We start from the raw sequence: 16,685 nt of genomic DNA, 5'->3' as shown, positions 1-16,685 counted from the left end.
GACCTACCCATCCTGCCTGAAATACTGTAAAATCCTATACATGCAAATAACTGAGGAGTTCCTCAAGGAGAGGCTTTACAAAAACCACCAGTTTTTGAGCAGAAGAGCACCTGGCATACTCCAGCTTATCTCAAGTCTTCCTCAAAACTTCAATGTAATAGTCAGAGATGGTAGGCTGGATGTGGACTTTGGGGGTGGGGGCATCTACGGAGGGGATGCCTATGCAATGAGCCTTTCTCAGGTGCAGGCTTTTGAAGACAAGCCAACGAGGATTTTCCCTGATATAGACCTCTCAGATACATCAGAAGACACTGAGATTATCGCCCATAGATACGATGCAAAACTGATAAAGCTCATTGGCAACAGAGTTGAGCCAGAGACTATCAGAAACACAAGACATATTCCCCTGCTACTCATGGCTGGGCTTGGCTTTGGGATACACCTTGAGCTTCTGCTGGAGCGTTTCGAGGTGCAGAACCTCATAATCCTTGATGTGCCGGCCTTTTTCAGGCTCAGCATTTACTACCTTGACTGGGAAAGGCTCTTTGAATACTATTCAAAGCCCGGCAGGACGCTCAACTTCATAGTCCACGACAAGCTCATACTTGAGCCAGACCTTGACATTGCCTTTCAGGAGCTTTTGAGAACCATACAACAGTTAAACCCGGGAGTTTTCTACTGGGGCTACTACTTTGAACACCTTCAGTATAACCCACCCCTCAGGCTCATAGACTGGTTTAATTCCTCCCCGGCCTTTCAGGAGCTTTTTCATGGATATTTTGACGACGAGCTGTGGTCTCTCAGATGGACTCTTGAGAAGTTTGAAAGGAAAATACCCCTTTACTACCCTCAAAAGAAAGTTCCTCAAGGTTCGGTTGCCTTTGTGGTGGGGGCGGGTCCCTCTCTGGACTACGCCATAGATAAAATAAGGGAGTATAAAGACAGGGCTGTCATATTCTCCTGCGGAACTGCCATATCTGCCCTTCAGAGGGCTGGCATTGTGCCAGACTTTCACGTGGAAATAGAGAGAACGAAATACACCTACGACACGCTCATTGAGCTTGACAGAAGCTTTCTAAAGAAGACAAGGCTCATTGCCAACAACCCCCTCTGGACGGATTGCTTTAAGCTCTTTAAAAAGGGTTATATGTTCCTCAAACTCAATGACACAGGGGCATTGCTTCTTGAGCCTACAGGTTCGCCTATTATATGGCATACGGGACCCACGGTTACCGCCGCAGGCGTTGCCCTTGCCGCCGAGTTTGGCTTTGAGGAGGTATACCTGTTTGGGGTTGACCTTGGCTCAAAGACAGAGAGTCATCATTCAAAGCTCACAAGCTACTACAACCCCCAGAGCCTTCTCTCAAAGGCGGAGATTAAATTTGAAATACCAGTCCCGGGCAACTTCGGGGGTGAGGTCAGAACTCACGTGTGGTTTCTCAACACCAAGTATGGTATAGAGCAGACCATAAAGAAAAAGGGAATAAAAGTTTACAACACCTCTGATGGTGCAAAGATAGAGGGAGCCATCCCACTGCCCATAGACTTTTTCAGGCTGGAAAAATCCGCCGATAAGAATACAGCTATAAAGAACATAGAAGATAACTTTGACACGCGCTATGTGAACATGGTAAAGCCTTCAGAAGTCCTGAGAAAGCTCCATACAGACTTTGAAACCCTCTCAGAGTTTGTGAGAGAGTTTCCAGGGAGGTTTGATTTTTCTTCTTATCACGATACGGTTTACAGCTTTAGCGAGCTGGTGAGAAAGCTTATGCTAATGAAAAACCCTCTTCTTTACAACCTCACCTATCACAACACCCACCGCTGGAGCCAGATAGCTCTGGGGCACGCCCTCAGCTTGAAGGGGCATGGGATGAAAGAGTTTGTGAAAGGGTTTTATGGGTTATACTATAAATTTCTCAGGGATGCTGGAAAGGAGATTAGGAAACTTTTAGAGGACTTTGGATGATGAAAATAGGAGAAAGAAAGATATGTGAAGGCCAGTCAGTTTTTGTAGTTGCGGAGCTATCCGCCAACCACCTTCAGAACCTTGACCTGGCTCTGAAGACCATAGAAGCCATAAAGGAGTCGGGTGCGGACGCCGTCAAGCTCCAGACCTACACCCCAGACACCATAACCCTGAACATTAGAAACGAACACTTCATGATAAGAGAGGGAACGCTATGGGATGGGCAGTATCTTTATGACCTTTATAAAAAAGCCTACACGCCATGGGAGTGGCACCAGAAGCTCTTTGAGTTTGCAAGAAGTCTGGGGCTAATATGCTTCTCCTCACCCTTTGACAGGACCGCGGTAGACTTTCTTGAAGAGCTGGGAACGCCCGCCTACAAGGTGGCATCCTTTGAGATAACCGACATACCCCTCATAGAATACATTGCCAGCAAGGGAAAACCGGTCATAATCTCCACAGGCATTGCCACCCTCTCGGACATAGAAGAGGCTCTGCAGGCATGCAGGAGGGTCGGAAACGACCAGGTAATCCTTCTCAAGTGTGTGTCTGAATACCCCACTCCCTTTGAAGATGCGAACCTGAGGACTATTCCCAACATGATTGAGACCTTTGGTGTGCCCGTGGGGCTTTCTGACCACACGCTGGGGATTGCGGTGCCTGTGGCGGCCGTTACCCTTGGAGCGGTGATGGTGGAAAAGCATTTCATTCTGGACAGAAGCCTTGGAGGTCCTGACAGTGCCTTTTCCCTTGAGCCTGCAGAGTTCAGAGCCATGGTGGAAGCCATAAGGCAGGTGGAGAAGGCTCTTGGAAAGGTGAGCTACGAGCTAACTGAAAAACAGAAAAGGATGAGAAAGTTCTCAAGGAGCCTCTTTGTGGCAGAGGACATCAAGGCTGGAGAGGTTTTCACTCAGGAGAAGGTGCGGAGCGTCCGACCCGGTTATGGTCTTCACCCCAGATACCTGAAGGAAATCCTCGGAAGAAGGGCAAGGGTTGACATACCTGCCGGCACCCCCCTGAGCTGGGAGCTAATAGAATGAGCTTTCTGGAGGGAAAGACAATCCTTATCACCGGGGGAACAGGTTCCTTTGGAAGGGCTTTTATAAGGTATGTGCTCAGGCATCACAGACCCAAAAAGATAATCGTCTTCAGCAGGGACGAGTTCAAGCAGTGGCAGATGAGCAAAGAGTTTCCAGAGAGCCAGTATCCCCAGCTCAGGTTCTTTCTGGGAGATATCAGAGATAAGGACAGGCTCTGGTTTGCCTTTGACGGTGTGGACTATGTGGTCCATGCAGCAGCCCTCAAGCATGTGCCAATACTTGAATACAACCCCTTTGAGGCGGTAAAGACCAACATAATAGGTGCCCAGAACATCATAGAGGTCGCCATTGAAAAGGGGGTCAAAAAGGTTGTAGCCCTCTCCACCGACAAGGCGGTGAGCCCGGTGAACCTCTACGGTGCCACAAAGCTCACCATGGAAAAGTTGCTGATTGCTGGCAATTCATATGCAGGTGCAAAGGAAACCTCCTTTAGCATAGTCCGGTATGGCAACGTGGTGGGAAGCAGAGGAAGCGTCATACCCCTCTTTCTGAAGCTCCTGTCTGAAAGCTCAAGGGAGCTGCCCATAACAGACCCCGCTATGACTCGCTTCTGGATAAGCCTTGAAGAGGGCGTCAGGCTCGTGCTCTTTGCCCTTCAGGAAGCAGATGGCGGGGAGGTTTTTGTGCCAAAGATTCCCAGTGTCAGGATTGTGGACCTTGCAAAAGCCATGTGTCCGGAATGTAGTTTTAAGTTTATTGGGATAAGACCCGGAGAGAAGCTCCACGAGAGTCTAATATCAGAGGATGAAGCAAGGGATGTAAGGCTCGTAAGGCACGAGGATAAAGAATACTTTGTCATACTGCCTCATTTCAGCTTTGAAGCCAGAGCTCTTGAGAAGTGGCAGAGATACCCGAGAATGCCCGAGGGCTTTTTCTACAGGAGCGACAGAAACGACTGGTGGCTGGAAGGAGAAGAGCTGAAGATTTTTCTGGAGAAGGCCCTTGAGGGTGTGGAGGCATAAATTTTAAATCATGCAGTTGCAAAGCAAAGGGGCATAAAGCTATACCACAGCTACGAGTTTGAAGAATGATACCTTACGGAAAGCAGTTCATTGATGAAGAAGACATAAAGGCGGTGCTTGAGGTCCTTAGGTCTGACTTTATCACTCAGGGACCAAAGATTGAAGAGTTTGAAAAAGCCCTTGCTGGCTACTGCGGAGCCAGATATGCGGTTGTCTTCAACTCTGGCACCTCTGCCCTTTACTGTGTATACAGAGCCCTAGGGCTGAGCGAGGGTGATGAGTTTATAACCACTCCCATAACCTTTACCGCAACGGTCTCCACTGGGGTTCTTCTGGGAGCAAGACCCGTATTCTGCGATGTGGAAGGGGACACGGGAAACATGGATGTGAGCCTGCTGGAGAGCCTTATAACGGAGAGGACAAGGCTCATAGTTCCAGTTCACTACGCCGGGCATCCCGTGGACATGGAAAAGGTCTGGCAGGTCGCTCAGAGGTATGGGCTTTATGTGGTAGAAGACGCCTGCCATGCCCTTGGCTCTGAGTATAGGGGGCATAAAACGGGCTCCTGCAGATACTCTCATGCGACAGTTTTTAGCTTCCACCCTGTCAAGCACATAACCACAGGCGAAGGAGGCGCGGTGCTCACCAACGACGAAGGGCTATACAGAAGGCTCATGCAGTGCAGAAACCACGGCATAGTCAGGGGCGAAGACTGGGAATACTGGGTTGAGTTTCCGTCCTTTAACTTCAGGATAACGGACTTTCAGTGTGCCCTTGGCATATCTCAGCTCAGGAAGTTAGAGGGTTTTGTCAGAAGACGCAGAGAGCTGGCAAGGCTCTACGGGGAAAAGTTCAAAGACTTTGACGCCATAAGTCTCCCTGCAGAAAAGCCCTATGCCCTTCATTCTTACCACCTGTATCCTGTAAGGCTCAGGGAAAAGGAAAGGAGAAGGGAGGTCTTCAGAAAGCTCAGGGCTCAGGGCATAGGCGCGCAGGTGCACTACATCCCCGTCTACTGGCACCCCTTTATGGAAGGGCTTGGCTACAGGAGGGGGCTATGCCCTGTGGCAGAGGACTTTTACGAGAGGGTCATGAGCCTACCACTCTATCCGGCACTTAGGGAGGAAGAGCTGGAATGGGTGGTGGAGAAAGTGATACTTGTCCTGTTATGAGAGTAGGGCTAGTCATACAGGCAAGGAATGGCTCAAGTAGGTATCCCCGTAAAAGCATTCAGCTTCTTTACGAAAGGCTTGTGCTGGACTGGGTTCTTTCAAGGGCTGGCAGGGCAAAGGTAGATGTCAGGGTGCTTGTCACTTCGTGGCTTGAGCAGGATGACATAATAGAAAGGATAGGCGTATGCAAGGGCTGGGAAGTTATTAGAGGACATCCCATTGATGTTCTCAGCAGATACGCACAGGCGACCGCCAACTTTGAACTGGATACGGTAATTAGAGTGACTGCGGACTGCCCTCTTATAGACCACAACCTTATTGATATGGCGGTAGAGCTGTACAAGGACGAAGACCTTGATTACTTCGCCTATAATGCCATAGTCAATGGCTTTGATGTGGAGGTCATAAAGGGGGAGTGGATACTTAGAGCAGACCAGAAGGCAAAACTGCCCTCAGAGAGAGAGCATGTGAGCCCTTACATAAGGAAATCAAAGAGGGCAAAAAGGCTCTTTTATAGGCTTCATGAAGAAGACCTCTCTCACATCCACCTGAGCCTGGACTACCCGGAGGACCTAATTGTCATAGAGAGGATAATCACAGCCCTCCAGAGAGAGGACTTTGTATACTGGGATGTGGTAAGGCTCATAAAGGAAAGACCGGAACTACTTGAAAGAGAAAAAGAAATTCCTGTTAACGAGGGATACCTCAGGTCTCTGAGAGAGGACAGGGAGTTCATAAAAAGCCTGAAGGGAAGAAGGTTAAAACTTGAGGAAAGCCTTCGGCACTTTGAGAGGACAAAGAGGCTCGTCCCTAACTGCTCTCAGACCTTTAGCAAGTCCTACCTTCAGTTTTCTGTGGGGGCAGTGCCCCTCTTTGTAAGGGAGGGGAAGGGCTGTCAGCTGGTAGACCTTGACGGTAACACCTACATAGACTACACCATGGGTCTGGGGGCGTGCGTCCTGGGCTATGCCTTTGAGCCAGTGCTGGAAAGGGTTGAAAAGGAGCTGAGAAGGGGGACGGTCTTTACACTGCCGAGCTACTTGGAGGCTGAGCTTGCAGAGCTTCTGAGAGAAGTCATACCATGCTGTGAAATGGCGCGCTTTGGAAAGAACGGCTCTGACGCCACCTCCGCAGCGGTCAGGCTTGCAAGGGCATACACCGGCAGGAAATACATAGCCAGCTGTGGATATCACGGCTGGCAGGACTGGTATATTGGCACGACCACCCGTAGTAGAGGGGTGCCAGAAGAAGTAAAAAGGCTCACTCTCACCTTTGAATACAACAACCTCCAGAGCCTCCAGAGACTCTTTGAAGAATACCCTGACCAGATAGCCTGCGTCATAATGGAGCCGGTAGGCATAGAAGAGCCAGAGGGAGACTTCCTGCAGAAGGTCAGAGAGCTGACCCACAGGCACGGAGCACTTCTTATCTTTGACGAGGTGGTTACCGGCTTTCGCTTTTCCCTCGGTGGTGCTCAGGAATACTTTGGAGTTGTGCCAGACCTTGCCTGCTTTGGAAAAGCCATGGGAAACGGCATGCCCATATCTGCGGTAGTGGGCAGGGCTGAGATAATGGAGCTCTTTGAAGAGGTTTTCTTTTCCTTTACCTTTGGCGGTGAGACCGCAAGCATAGCGTCAGCCCTGGCTACCGTAGAGTATCTAAAAGACCACGAGGTGATACCCTACCTGTGGCAGCAGGGACGGAAGCTCAAAGAGGGCATCCAGAAGCTCATAGAAGAGAAAGAACTTGAGGGCCTTGTCTATGCGAAGGGCTATCCGGTCAGGTTTTTATTGGACTTCAGGGATGAGAGCCTGAAGCTCAAGACACTTTTTCAGCAGGAGTGTGCAAAAAGGGGAGTGCTCTTTACAGGCGGACACAACATGGCTCTGCCCCACGACGACAAGGTAATAGAGAGAACTCTGAAGGTCTACGACGAGGTGCTTGACATCGTAAAGTATGCGGTGGAGTATGAGATGGTGGAGGAGCTACTGGAGGGGCAACTGCTACAGCCCGTTTTCAGAAGGATGTGAGGGTTTAAATTTAAAAGCTGGAGATTTAAGATGGAAAAGGTAGAGGAAAGAGTTGACAGGCTTGAGAGGTTGATGGAATACCTCATTGAAGAGATGGCGGACTTTAAAAAATGGGTTATAAGGTATACGGCAGAAACAGACCGCAAGATAGAGGAGTATAGGGAGGAACACAGGAAAGAGCTAAGGGAATTAAACAAACGCTGGGGTGAGATTGCGAATAAGATGGGAACCATAGTGGAGGATATTGTATTTCCAGCTTTCAAGCCTGTGGTCAGGAAATACTTCCAGTGTGAGCCTGAAAGGGCGTATCTCAGGGTGGTTTACGAAAACAGAAAAAAGGGCATATACGAAGAGTTTGACGCCTTTGCGGTGTGTGAAAAGCAGGTTTTTCTCCTTGAGGTCAAGACCACACCGAGAGAAAAGCACATAGAGGAGTTCAAAGAAAAGGCAAAAAGGTTCTTGCAATACTTCCCTGAGTATGCGGACAAAGAGTTAATTCTCATCATGGGCAGTCTTAGCTTCAGCGAGGGTTTTATCAGGCTCCTGTCTCAGGCAGGCATCTACGCCATGGCTTTCAGGGAATGGGAGTATATGGATATTCTGAACTTTGAGGAGGTGCATGCTCAGGGCTGAAAAATACCCCAGACCCGTCCTGTGTCCCCAATACCCATGGGAAGAAAAGCATACCTACCTTTACGGCTCAGTAATAGAGCTTCCCGACAGGCTCAGGATGTATTATCAGAGCTATGTGGATGGGATAGGCTTTTTTGTATGCCTTGCGGAGTCCACCGATGGTATCCACTGGCAAAAGCCCCTCATAAGACCCCTCAAAGAGAGCCTGCCCCATCTGTATCCCACCGTGGAGGTGGAGGGCAAAGTCCTTGACTTCTACCACAAAACCCAGTCCCTGGAGTGTATGAGCAATGTGGTGGCAAACTACCACATACCCTCAGTGATATACATACCAGAGGACGAGTATCCCTACAAGCTCTTTGGCTACACAGACAGGGGCTACTGTGTTGTCTTTTCAAAGGATGGAATAAACTTTGTAGAATACGATAAAAACCCAGTTATCCCTCTGCTCAAGTTTCCCAACAAAAAGACCAGAAAGGTCTGGTATAGCGATGTGGCACCGGTTTTTTATGACGAAAAGAAGAAGGTCTACAGAGCTATGGTAAAGACCTACAAGATAGACCCACAGGGAAGAACCCGCCGGTGTGTGGGCATGTCCACAAGCAAAGACTTCCTCAACTGGAGCAAACCAAGGACTGTATGGATACCCTTAGAAAGGGAGGACAGAATAGCCCAGAAGAGAGGCTTCAAATGGGCAGACTTTTATGGGCTGTGCCCCTTTAACTATAAAGACCACTACCTTGGTTTTCTGTGGCTTTTTATGATAGACCATGAGATACCCAGAGGCACCCACGACGGGAAGATTGAGGTCTACCTTGCTTATAGCAAAGACTGCAGAAAATGGGAGCTTGTCTCTGATGAGCCTATCATACCCCTTGGAGAAGAAGGAGAGTGGGATTGTGGAATGATAACTACTGCTAACCAGCCATTGATGAAAAATACGGGTGAGCTTATAGTATACTATTCGGGTGCAAACTTTAGCCATGGGTATGGAGAGTATGAAAAGGATTATGAAGAATGGAACAAGTTTTGCGTTGGAAAAGCAGATATCTCTACTATATAAGACAAATATACTATGAAAAAGGTTCTGATTGCTACTATAAGAAGATGGAATGTCAAAAATGCCTTAAGATTTAGAGACTTATATAAAGACAAATATCAAACTCATATAGTTGAAAAACCTGAAGACCTAAATGAAGATATGCTATACAGTCTTAATCCAGATTATGTATTCTTCCCGCACTGGTCTTGGATGATCCCAGAGTGGCTATACACTAAATATAATTGCATAGGGTTTCATATAGGAGATTTGCCTGAAGGCAGAGGCGGGAGCCCTTTACAAAACCATATAATTAGAAAAATTTATAGAACAAAAATTACAGCCTTTAGGATATCAGGGGGCATTGATGAAGGAGATATCTTTTTAAAGCATGATATCTGGTTGGAATTAGGCACAGCAGAAGAGTTGTTTATAAAGATATCTAATATTATTTTCTTTAGCATGATACCTACAATTATTGAATGTAACATCACGCCTTATAAGCAAGAAGGCAAAGGAAGCATATATAGAAGGCTAAAACCAGAGAATAGCAACATATTAGATGCGAACATAAGTAATTTAGAGGATTTCTACGATTTTATACGCATGCTTGATGCAGAAGATTATCCAAAGGCATTTATAAAATTGGGGAAACTAAAAATAGAGTTTACTGAGGCAGTTCTAAAAGTAGATAAAGTAGTAGGCAGGTTTGAGGTTATAGAAGATGACTCATAGTTCAGGTATTTTGTTAATCATTGCACATCCAGACGATGAAGTTCTCGGTTGCGGGGGAACAGTTGCAAAGTTTTCTGAAGAGGGCAATGAGGTTTATACTCTGATACTTGGAGAAGGTATAACGTCAAGGGATGAGAAAAGAGAGCCAAAGACAAGAAAGGTGGAGCTTGAAGCTCTCAGAGAAGATGCTTTAATGGCTAACAGATTACTGGGTGTTAAAAAAGTAATATTCTGTGATTTTCCGGACAACAGGTTTGATAGCGTCCCTTTGCTTGATATCGTAAAAACAGTGGAAAAAGTAATAGAGGAGATAAAACCGGAAATAATTTTCACCCATCACGGAGGAGACCTGAACATAGACCATCAGATAACTTACAGAGCCGTGCTAACGGCTACGAGGCCTCAGCCGGGTAGTTCTGTAAAAGAGATATACTCCTGTGAAGTTCTATCCTCCACAGAATGGGCTTACCCAGTCAGTTTTCAACCAGACACATACTTTACGCTTTCAGAGAAGCACATCAGGAAGAAAATTGAGGCAATGCAATGCTACAGGAGTGAATTGAGGCAATACCCCCATCCAAGGTCCATAGAAGGAATAGAATATTTAGCAAAATTGAGGGGCATGCAGGTAGGTTGTGAATATGCTGAAGGCTTTAAACTGGTGAGGAAAATACTATGAAAATCCTTTTCCTTGGCGGAAACCAGCACAGCTTAGAGCTTTTTGAGTGGTTGAAAGAAATAGTAGAGGATGTAGTATACACAGAAGAGCAGGTGAACCTTGAGTATATGAAATCTATAAGCCCAGACTTCATAATAAGCTACAACTACAAGCACATAATACCCAGAGATGTGGTTCGTGCATACTGTCCAAGGATAATAAACCTGCATATATCCTTTTTGCCTTACAACAGGGGAGCGTATCCCAACGTCTGGAGCTTTCTGGAGGATACGCCCAAGGGGGTTACCATTCACCTTGTTGACGAGGGCGTGGACACAGGGGACATTCTCCTGCAGAGGGAGGTCTTCATTGATGAGGAAAAAGAAACCCTCAGGAGCTCATACCTGAAACTTCACAGAGAGATTCAGAAACTTTTTAAAGAAAACTGGGATAGAATAAAAAATATGGAAATCAAGCCACTTAAGCAACACGGGGGGGGTCAGTGCACTACAGGAGAGAATACGCAATCTTTGAACCTTTCATCAGAGAAAAGGGATGGGACACGCCCATCAGAGAGCTTAAGGAGAGATATAGAGCTTGGAAAAGTTCTTCTGAAAAACTTTGTGAACCTGACTGAAGAAGAGAGGGAGATGGTCAGGAGGTGGAGAAACCATCCAGAGGTTAGAAGGTGGATGTATACGGACCATGAAATAAGCGTGGAGGAACACAAGGAGTTTGTAGAAAACCTGAAAAGAGATAAAAGGAACTTTTACTATCTGGTATGCTCAGAGGGTAAGTTAATCGGTGTCATTTATCTAAATAAAGTGGACCTTCACAACCGCAATGCCTACTTTGGCATCTACGCAAACCCTGAGGAAAAGATACACGGTGCGGGGCTGATTCTTGAAAGGTCAGCCATAAGTCTTGCCTTTGAGGTGGCAGGACTTCACACTCTCAAGCTGGAGGTTATAGAGGACAACGAGAGGGCTACAAATTTTTACAAAAGGATGGGCTTTGTGGAGGAGGGCAGGCTCAGGGAGTTTGTGTTCAAGGATGGCAGGTGGAAAGATGTTATCGTGATGGGGATGATTAATCCTGCGAGCGAGCGAGCTTTATAAAAACCACATCCCTGTATTTTTCTGCAAGGGTTTTTACTCACGTTCACGCCTATAACTACAGGCAGGGTGGTCATGTTGTAGACTTTCTGGACGGTTTGGGCTCCCCTCATGGCTCTTTCTGCATCCTCTGCGTGAACTGAGTAAGATACTTCTATGGCAAGCATAACATCCTGCCTTGTTTCTTTTATTTTAGCCTTTACCACTGCGTCAAGCTCAAGGGCATCTTCCCTTTCCTTTGCGGTTATGATACTACTGTCTTCTGCTTCGTCAAGTTTTCTCACAAAGGCATTTAAGTCTATAACTTCCGAATACCTGAAGTGCCTGCCAAGATAAGCACCGGCCCTCTCTCTTACCTTCCTTTCAAGGTTGTCCCCTTTGAGCTCCGCAACGTCAGTTTTTACAATTTGCAGTTCCCCCTTTAGGAATTCTATATCCTTTCTTACCACAGTCATATCGGTTTTGAGAGTATCCACATCCTCCTTCACCACTGCCATATTTGTCTTTAGATTTTCAGTATCACTCTTGACCTCTTCCAGTTTCTGCTCCGTGCTCTGGCTTTTTTCCTTTAGATATGCAACTTCCTTTTCCAGTCTGTCAAATCTTTCCCTGACCTCTTTCGCAAACTCTTCAAACTTCTTTGGCAGTTCAACCAGCTCTGTGGTGAGTATGAGCATTCTGAGTTCTTCAAGCCAGGCCGGGTTTTCTTTCAGGGCTGATACTATGTCGTGGAAGGTTCTTATGGTATAGCTCTTTTGAAGCTCTGCTTGCTCCATGTTTATAATCATATGTTCTCAAAAGCTCTCTGGCAACTCTCAGAGCACCTCTGCCGTCCACCAGCCTCCTGCCCCTTCTGGACATTTCTTTTCTCAAGTTCCAGTCCGCAAGCCTGTTAAGGGCAGAAAGCAAGTTCTCCATAAGCACCTTCTCCTCCCACCAGCCGGCGTAGAGGGCAGAGCCCTGCTTTTCCCAGCCCTTGCAGTTTAGAAGTTGATTTTCGGCGACCGCAACGAGAATGGTAGGCGTGCCAGTTCTTGCAAGCTCGTAGGTTGTTTGACCGCCGGCGCTTATGGCTACGTCCACAGAAAGCATTATATCCCTCATACCCTCCGCAGACAGACCTTCAAAAATCTTTACCCCTTCATGCCTGAACCTGTAAATGCCATCTTTGTTGCCAAAGCCCTTGCCTACAACCACAAAGAGCTCTAAGTCTTTTCTGGTTTCCAGAAGAAGATTGACTACCCGTGGCGTCATGTTTCTGGTGTCGTCCCCACCAAAGGTTATGAGAACCCTTCTAAGCCTTTTTCTTATGGCTTTTTTCCCTATCTTCCAGAAGGCACTTCTGAGGGGTATGTATTTTGGTCCAAGAAGGTATCTGACCCCAGTCCTTTCGGGATAGCAGAGCTCTTCTGCGTAAACTCCGCCGTTGAGCACAACACCTGGTGGGTAATCAAGCCTTTTGTAGTCGTCTATGAACAGCCCGAGCCTTGCAGAGCCGGATATGTCTTCGTAGATTTCTCTCCCCGCAATGTAAGAGTCAACCACAACGAGGTGATAGTCTTTCAGGATATCCCTCACCTCCTTCCACCGCCCGTGCCAGTCAAAAATGCGATGGTTTACCCCTCTCAAAACCCCCTCCACCGAGCCGTCTCCGGCCACTAACATAAAAGGCTTCTGACCGTATACTGAGAAGGCTTCATAAAGGGAAAGACACCTAGTGATGTGTCCGTGGCCTATATGAGAAGAGCCTTCGGTAAGAATCAGTATTTTCACGGGTCTAAATTATAACTTGCTGACGGCATTCTTGCCCTGTCTGACGAGTGCCAGAGAATGGCACGGCGATTTATGTGGTCAAGGCCAACGGAGCGGTTTAAATTATGATAAGTTATGAAAACCCTGTCGGGGTTTAGTATAAAAACAGACCTCCAACCCGCCGGCGACCAGCCGGGAGCTATAAGGGAGCTACTGGAAAACCTTGAGTCTGGGGTAAAGGAGCAGGTGCTTCTGGGTGCCACAGGCACAGGCAAAACCTTCACCATAGCCAACGTCATTGAAAAACACGGAAAGCCGACCCTTATAATAGCCCACAACAAAATACTGGCCGCACAGCTCTATCGGGAGCTGAAAGAGCTCTTTCCAGACAATGCGGTGGAATACTTTATCTCCTACTACGATTACTACCAGCCAGAGGCATACATACCCGAAAAGGACCTCTACATTGAGAAGGACGCCAGCATCAACGAGATTCTGGAAAGATACAGGCACTCAGCCACCGTGTCCGTGCTTGAACGCAGGGACGTTATCGTGGTCGCCTCAGTTTCCTGCATATACGGCCTTGGCTCTCCGGAGGCTTACTACTCAATGAGAGTTTCCCTTGAAGTGGGACAGAGGCTGAGCCTGAGCAGGCTTACAAGAAAGCTAGTGGAGATAGGCTATGAGCGCAGCGACTACGCTATAAGAAGGGCGACCTTTGCAGTAAAGGGTAATGCCCTTGAAGTGGTGCCATCTGATATGGAAGACCAGCTCATCAGGGTAGAGTTCTGGGATGATGAAATAGAGTCCATAGAGCTGATGGATGCCCTCAACAGGCATAAGATAAAAGACCTTAAAAAGGTGGTGCTCTTCCCCGCAAGCCACTACGTAGCACCAAGAGACACAATAGAAGAAGCCCTCCAGCAGATAGAGAAAGACCTCAAGGAAAGAGTGGAGTGGTTCAAATCTCAGGGCAGGATGGTGGAAGCCCAGAGACTATATCAGAGAACCATGCATGATATGGAGATGATAAGAGAGCTCGGGCACTGTAAGGGTATAGAGAACTACTCCAGATACTTTGATGGCAGAAAGCCAGGAGAACCTCCCTTTACGCTCCTTGACTATTTTCCCGATGACTTCCTCCTTGTAGTGGATGAGTCCCATGTGACCATACCGCAGGTAAGAGCCATGTATAACGGAGACAGGTCAAGAAAGGAAAAGCTGGTGGAGTATGGCTGGAGACTGCCCTCCGCCCTTGACAACAGACCCCTCAAGTTTGAAGAGTTTCTGCAGAAACTCAACCAGGTCATATACATGTCTGCAACTCCGGGAGAATGGGAAGTTCAGAGAAGCAAGGGCATAATGGTGGAACAAATCGTGAGACCCACGGGACTTCTTGACCCTGTGGTAGAGGTGCGTCCCACGAGAAACCAGATTGAGGACCTGATAAGGGAAATCGGGGAGAGAAGAAAAAGGAAGGAAAGGGCTCTTGTGCTTACCACCACAAAGAGGCTTGCGGAGGAGGTTGCAGAATACCTTAACGAAAGGGGTATAAAGGCAAAATATATGCACTCAGACCTGGATGCCATAGAAAGGGCGAAGGTGGTAAAGGAGCTGAGGGAAGGTGCAGTGGAAGTAATAGTGGGCGTAAACCTTCTGAGAGAGGGTCTTGACCTGCCAGAGGTGTCTCTTGTTGCCATACTGGAGGCAGACAAGGAAGGCTTTTTAAGGAGCTACACCTCCCTTATACAGACCATAGGGCGTGCGGCGAGAAACATCAATGGCAAAGCCATACTTTACGCAGACAGGGTCACCGAGTCCATGAGGAGGGCCATAGAAGAAACCAACAGAAGAAGGCAGATTCAGGAAAGGTATAACAGGGAGCATGGTATAACACCAAAGAGCATAGTAAAGCCCATAAAAGAACTGCTGGCAATAGAAGAGCTGGATTATGTAAAACTACCGGTGAAGCTTCCAAAGGGCATATCCTCAGAAGAAGACCTTATAGAGCGTATAAACAAGCTGGAAAAGGAGATGTGGGAGTGTGCAAAGAAGTGGGAGTTTGAAAAGGCTGCAAGGCTCAGAGATGAGATAAAACAGCTAAGAGAGCTTTTAAAGCTCATATAATTTTTTCCATGGGACACAAGTTTGACCCCTCAAAACTTCAGAAGCTGGACGACCCAGGCAGGCTTGAGCTTTTTGACCCCCAGAAGACCCTCAGAGAGTTCGGGCTGAGAAAAGGCATGAGGGTGCTTGACGTGGGCACGGGTGCAGGCTTTTACCTTCCCTATCTTTCGGAGGCCGTAGGACCAGAAGGAAGAGTTTATGCTATAGATATAGAGCCACTCGCTGTGGAATACGCCAGCAACAAAGTCAGAAGCCTTGGACTTTCCAACGTGGAGGTCCTGCCCTCTGAAGAAAACCGTCTACCTTTACCAGAAAACACGGTGGATTTTGTCTTTATGGCTTTCGTCTTTCATGAGCTTGAGAACCCTGTGGATTTTATGCAGGAGATAAAAAGAGTTTGCAAAACTCTCGCTTATGTAGCTATAATAGACTGGAAAAAGGAAGAGAGGGACAAGGGTCCTCCACCAGAGGAAGTTTATTCTGAATGGGAGGTGGGTCTTATGCTTGAGGAGGCAGGCTTGAGGGTTGGAAGGGTCGTAGAGCTAGGCAGATACTGCTTTGGAGTCTATGCCATGGTGGTCAAGGAGGAACCAGAAAGGTTTCATAGCCCCATAAAGATACCACCAGGCTTGGTATGAAGAGCATAAGGGAAAACCTCAAAAAGCTGGGGGTGGAGCTTGAGAGCAGATACTTGATTTACAGGACTGACGAGAAAACCCTTGTTGTGCCGTATTATCATATAAGGACAGTAGAATTAAAGGGAAAGAGGATTGTGGTATCTACAGGCGGTGTGGAGAGGGTAAATATGGATATGCCGTCGGAAGAAATGGCAATGGCTCTTTTTGAAGAGCTCTTACTTTATCTGGAAAGGGTTTACCTCTGACCACCTGCAATGGCAGGGACTATAGAGAGAACATCTCCATCTTTGAGTTCTGTATCAAGACCCTTAAGAAATCTTATGTCTTCGTCGTTAAGGTAAAGGTTCACAAACCTTCTTACCTCACCCTGCTCGTCCACAAGCCTTTCTTTAAAGCCAGGGTATGCCTCTTCAAGTTTCTCTATGGCTTCTCTTATGGTGCCAGCCTGCACCTGCACTTCACCCTGACCGTTGGTTACTCTTCTCAGCGGCGTGGGGACTCTAACAGTTATAGCCATTGCAAAACCTCCTCGTTTATTATAACATAGTTTTCTGTAATGGTTAAGAAAACATACGCGGTGCAAGCGCATCTTGAGCATGTGGTAAACCTGAAAGACGGGAGCTTGCACGGATACTGGGTTTTAACCAGAATAGTTTCAGGGGGTATTGAAATAGGTTTTAACGCAAGTTGCAAGTTATAGCATCCCTGCACTCCAGAGCCTATGGAGATTGTAAGAAATTACCGCCATGTAGATT

15 protein-coding genes are annotated in these 16,685 nt (G+C 47.3%); 13 read left to right on the top strand and 2 right to left on the bottom strand.

Annotation, left to right across the window (positions count from 1 at the left end):
- Window positions 1–40 precede the first annotated feature (40 nt).
- From WHS43_04345 to pseH, 10 genes are all read left to right on the top strand, one after another.
- The gene (locus WHS43_04345) at window positions 41–1,969 is read left to right on the top strand and encodes a 6-hydroxymethylpterin diphosphokinase MptE-like protein (protein ID MEJ5338867.1); all 1,929 of its coding nucleotides are present in this window, start codon (window positions 41–43) and stop codon (window positions 1,967–1,969) included.
- Complete coding sequence (pseI, locus tag WHS43_04340; protein MEJ5338866.1) at window positions 1,966–3,009, top strand: pseudaminic acid synthase; 1,044 nt, start codon at window positions 1,966–1,968, stop codon at window positions 3,007–3,009. The genes WHS43_04345 and pseI overlap by 4 nt, the downstream gene beginning before the upstream one ends.
- Window positions 3,006–4,031 carry a UDP-N-acetylglucosamine 4,6-dehydratase (inverting) gene (gene pseB, locus WHS43_04335; GenBank protein MEJ5338865.1) on the top strand — a complete coding sequence of 342 codons (1,026 nt, stop codon included), beginning with the start codon at window positions 3,006–3,008 and terminating at the stop codon, window positions 4,029–4,031. The genes pseI and pseB overlap by 4 nt, the downstream gene beginning before the upstream one ends.
- A gap of 65 nt (window positions 4,032–4,096) precedes the next feature.
- Window positions 4,097–5,203 carry a UDP-4-amino-4,6-dideoxy-N-acetyl-beta-L-altrosamine transaminase gene (gene pseC, locus WHS43_04330; GenBank protein MEJ5338864.1) on the top strand — a complete coding sequence of 369 codons (1,107 nt, stop codon included), beginning with the start codon at window positions 4,097–4,099 and terminating at the stop codon, window positions 5,201–5,203.
- Window positions 5,200–7,233, top strand: coding sequence for an aminotransferase class III-fold pyridoxal phosphate-dependent enzyme (locus WHS43_04325; protein MEJ5338863.1), 2,034 nt, complete (start codon window positions 5,200–5,202; stop codon window positions 7,231–7,233). The genes pseC and WHS43_04325 overlap by 4 nt, the downstream gene beginning before the upstream one ends.
- Before the next feature lie 30 nt (window positions 7,234–7,263).
- The gene (locus WHS43_04320; protein MEJ5338862.1) at window positions 7,264–7,866 is read left to right on the top strand and encodes a hypothetical protein; all 603 of its coding nucleotides are present in this window, start codon (window positions 7,264–7,266) and stop codon (window positions 7,864–7,866) included.
- On the top strand, window positions 7,853–8,929 hold the full coding sequence (locus tag WHS43_04315) for a hypothetical protein (GenBank protein MEJ5338861.1): 1,077 nt from the start codon (window positions 7,853–7,855) through the stop codon (window positions 8,927–8,929). The genes WHS43_04320 and WHS43_04315 overlap by 14 nt, the downstream gene beginning before the upstream one ends.
- A 12-nt stretch (window positions 8,930–8,941) precedes the next feature.
- Window positions 8,942–9,640, top strand: coding sequence for a hypothetical protein (locus tag WHS43_04310; GenBank protein ID MEJ5338860.1), 699 nt, complete (start codon window positions 8,942–8,944; stop codon window positions 9,638–9,640).
- Window positions 9,630–10,319 carry a PIG-L family deacetylase gene (locus tag WHS43_04305; protein ID MEJ5338859.1) on the top strand — a complete coding sequence of 230 codons (690 nt, stop codon included), beginning with the start codon at window positions 9,630–9,632 and terminating at the stop codon, window positions 10,317–10,319. The genes WHS43_04310 and WHS43_04305 overlap by 11 nt, the downstream gene beginning before the upstream one ends.
- Window positions 10,316–11,416 carry a UDP-4-amino-4,6-dideoxy-N-acetyl-beta-L-altrosamine N-acetyltransferase gene (gene pseH / locus WHS43_04300; GenBank protein MEJ5338858.1) on the top strand — a complete coding sequence of 367 codons (1,101 nt, stop codon included), beginning with the start codon at window positions 10,316–10,318 and terminating at the stop codon, window positions 11,414–11,416. The genes WHS43_04305 and pseH overlap by 4 nt, the downstream gene beginning before the upstream one ends.
- A 684-nt stretch (window positions 11,417–12,100) precedes the next feature.
- Here the strand turns inward: pseH and WHS43_04295 are convergent.
- Window positions 12,101–13,186: a glycosyltransferase gene (locus tag WHS43_04295; protein ID MEJ5338857.1), complete on the bottom strand. Its 1,086-nt coding sequence runs from the start codon at window positions 13,184–13,186 to the stop codon at window positions 12,101–12,103.
- A 114-nt stretch (window positions 13,187–13,300) separates the two neighbouring features.
- On the opposite strand from WHS43_04295, the gene uvrB reads away from it, so the two are divergent.
- The 3 genes from uvrB to WHS43_04280 are packed head-to-tail and all read left to right on the top strand — an operon-like array spanning window position 13,301 to window position 16,175.
- Entirely contained in the window at window positions 13,301–15,292 is a 1,992-nt protein-coding gene (gene uvrB / locus WHS43_04290) for an excinuclease ABC subunit UvrB (protein ID MEJ5338856.1), read from the top strand.
- Between the two features lie 8 nt (window positions 15,293–15,300).
- On the top strand, window positions 15,301–15,930 hold the full coding sequence (locus WHS43_04285; protein ID MEJ5338855.1) for a class I SAM-dependent methyltransferase: 630 nt from the start codon (window positions 15,301–15,303) through the stop codon (window positions 15,928–15,930).
- A complete protein-coding gene (locus tag WHS43_04280) occupies window positions 15,927–16,175 on the top strand; it encodes a hypothetical protein (GenBank protein ID MEJ5338854.1) in 249 nt (82 codons plus the stop codon). The genes WHS43_04285 and WHS43_04280 overlap by 4 nt, the downstream gene beginning before the upstream one ends.
- On the opposite strand, the gene WHS43_04275 is transcribed toward WHS43_04280, so the two are convergent.
- Window positions 16,166–16,447 (bottom strand): ubiquitin-like small modifier protein 1, encoded by a 282-nt coding sequence (locus WHS43_04275; GenBank protein MEJ5338853.1) that lies wholly within the window; start codon window positions 16,445–16,447, stop codon window positions 16,166–16,168. The two genes, WHS43_04280 and WHS43_04275, sit on opposite strands and share 10 nt — an antisense overlap.
- Window positions 16,448–16,685 lie beyond the last annotated feature (238 nt).

The organism is Aquificaceae bacterium, from assembly GCA_037481935.1.
Lineage (GTDB): Bacteria > Aquificota > Aquificia > Aquificales > Aquificaceae > Pampinifervens.
Note: the sequence above shows the minus strand (reverse complement) of the source record. Positions and strands in the feature narration are given on the sequence as shown.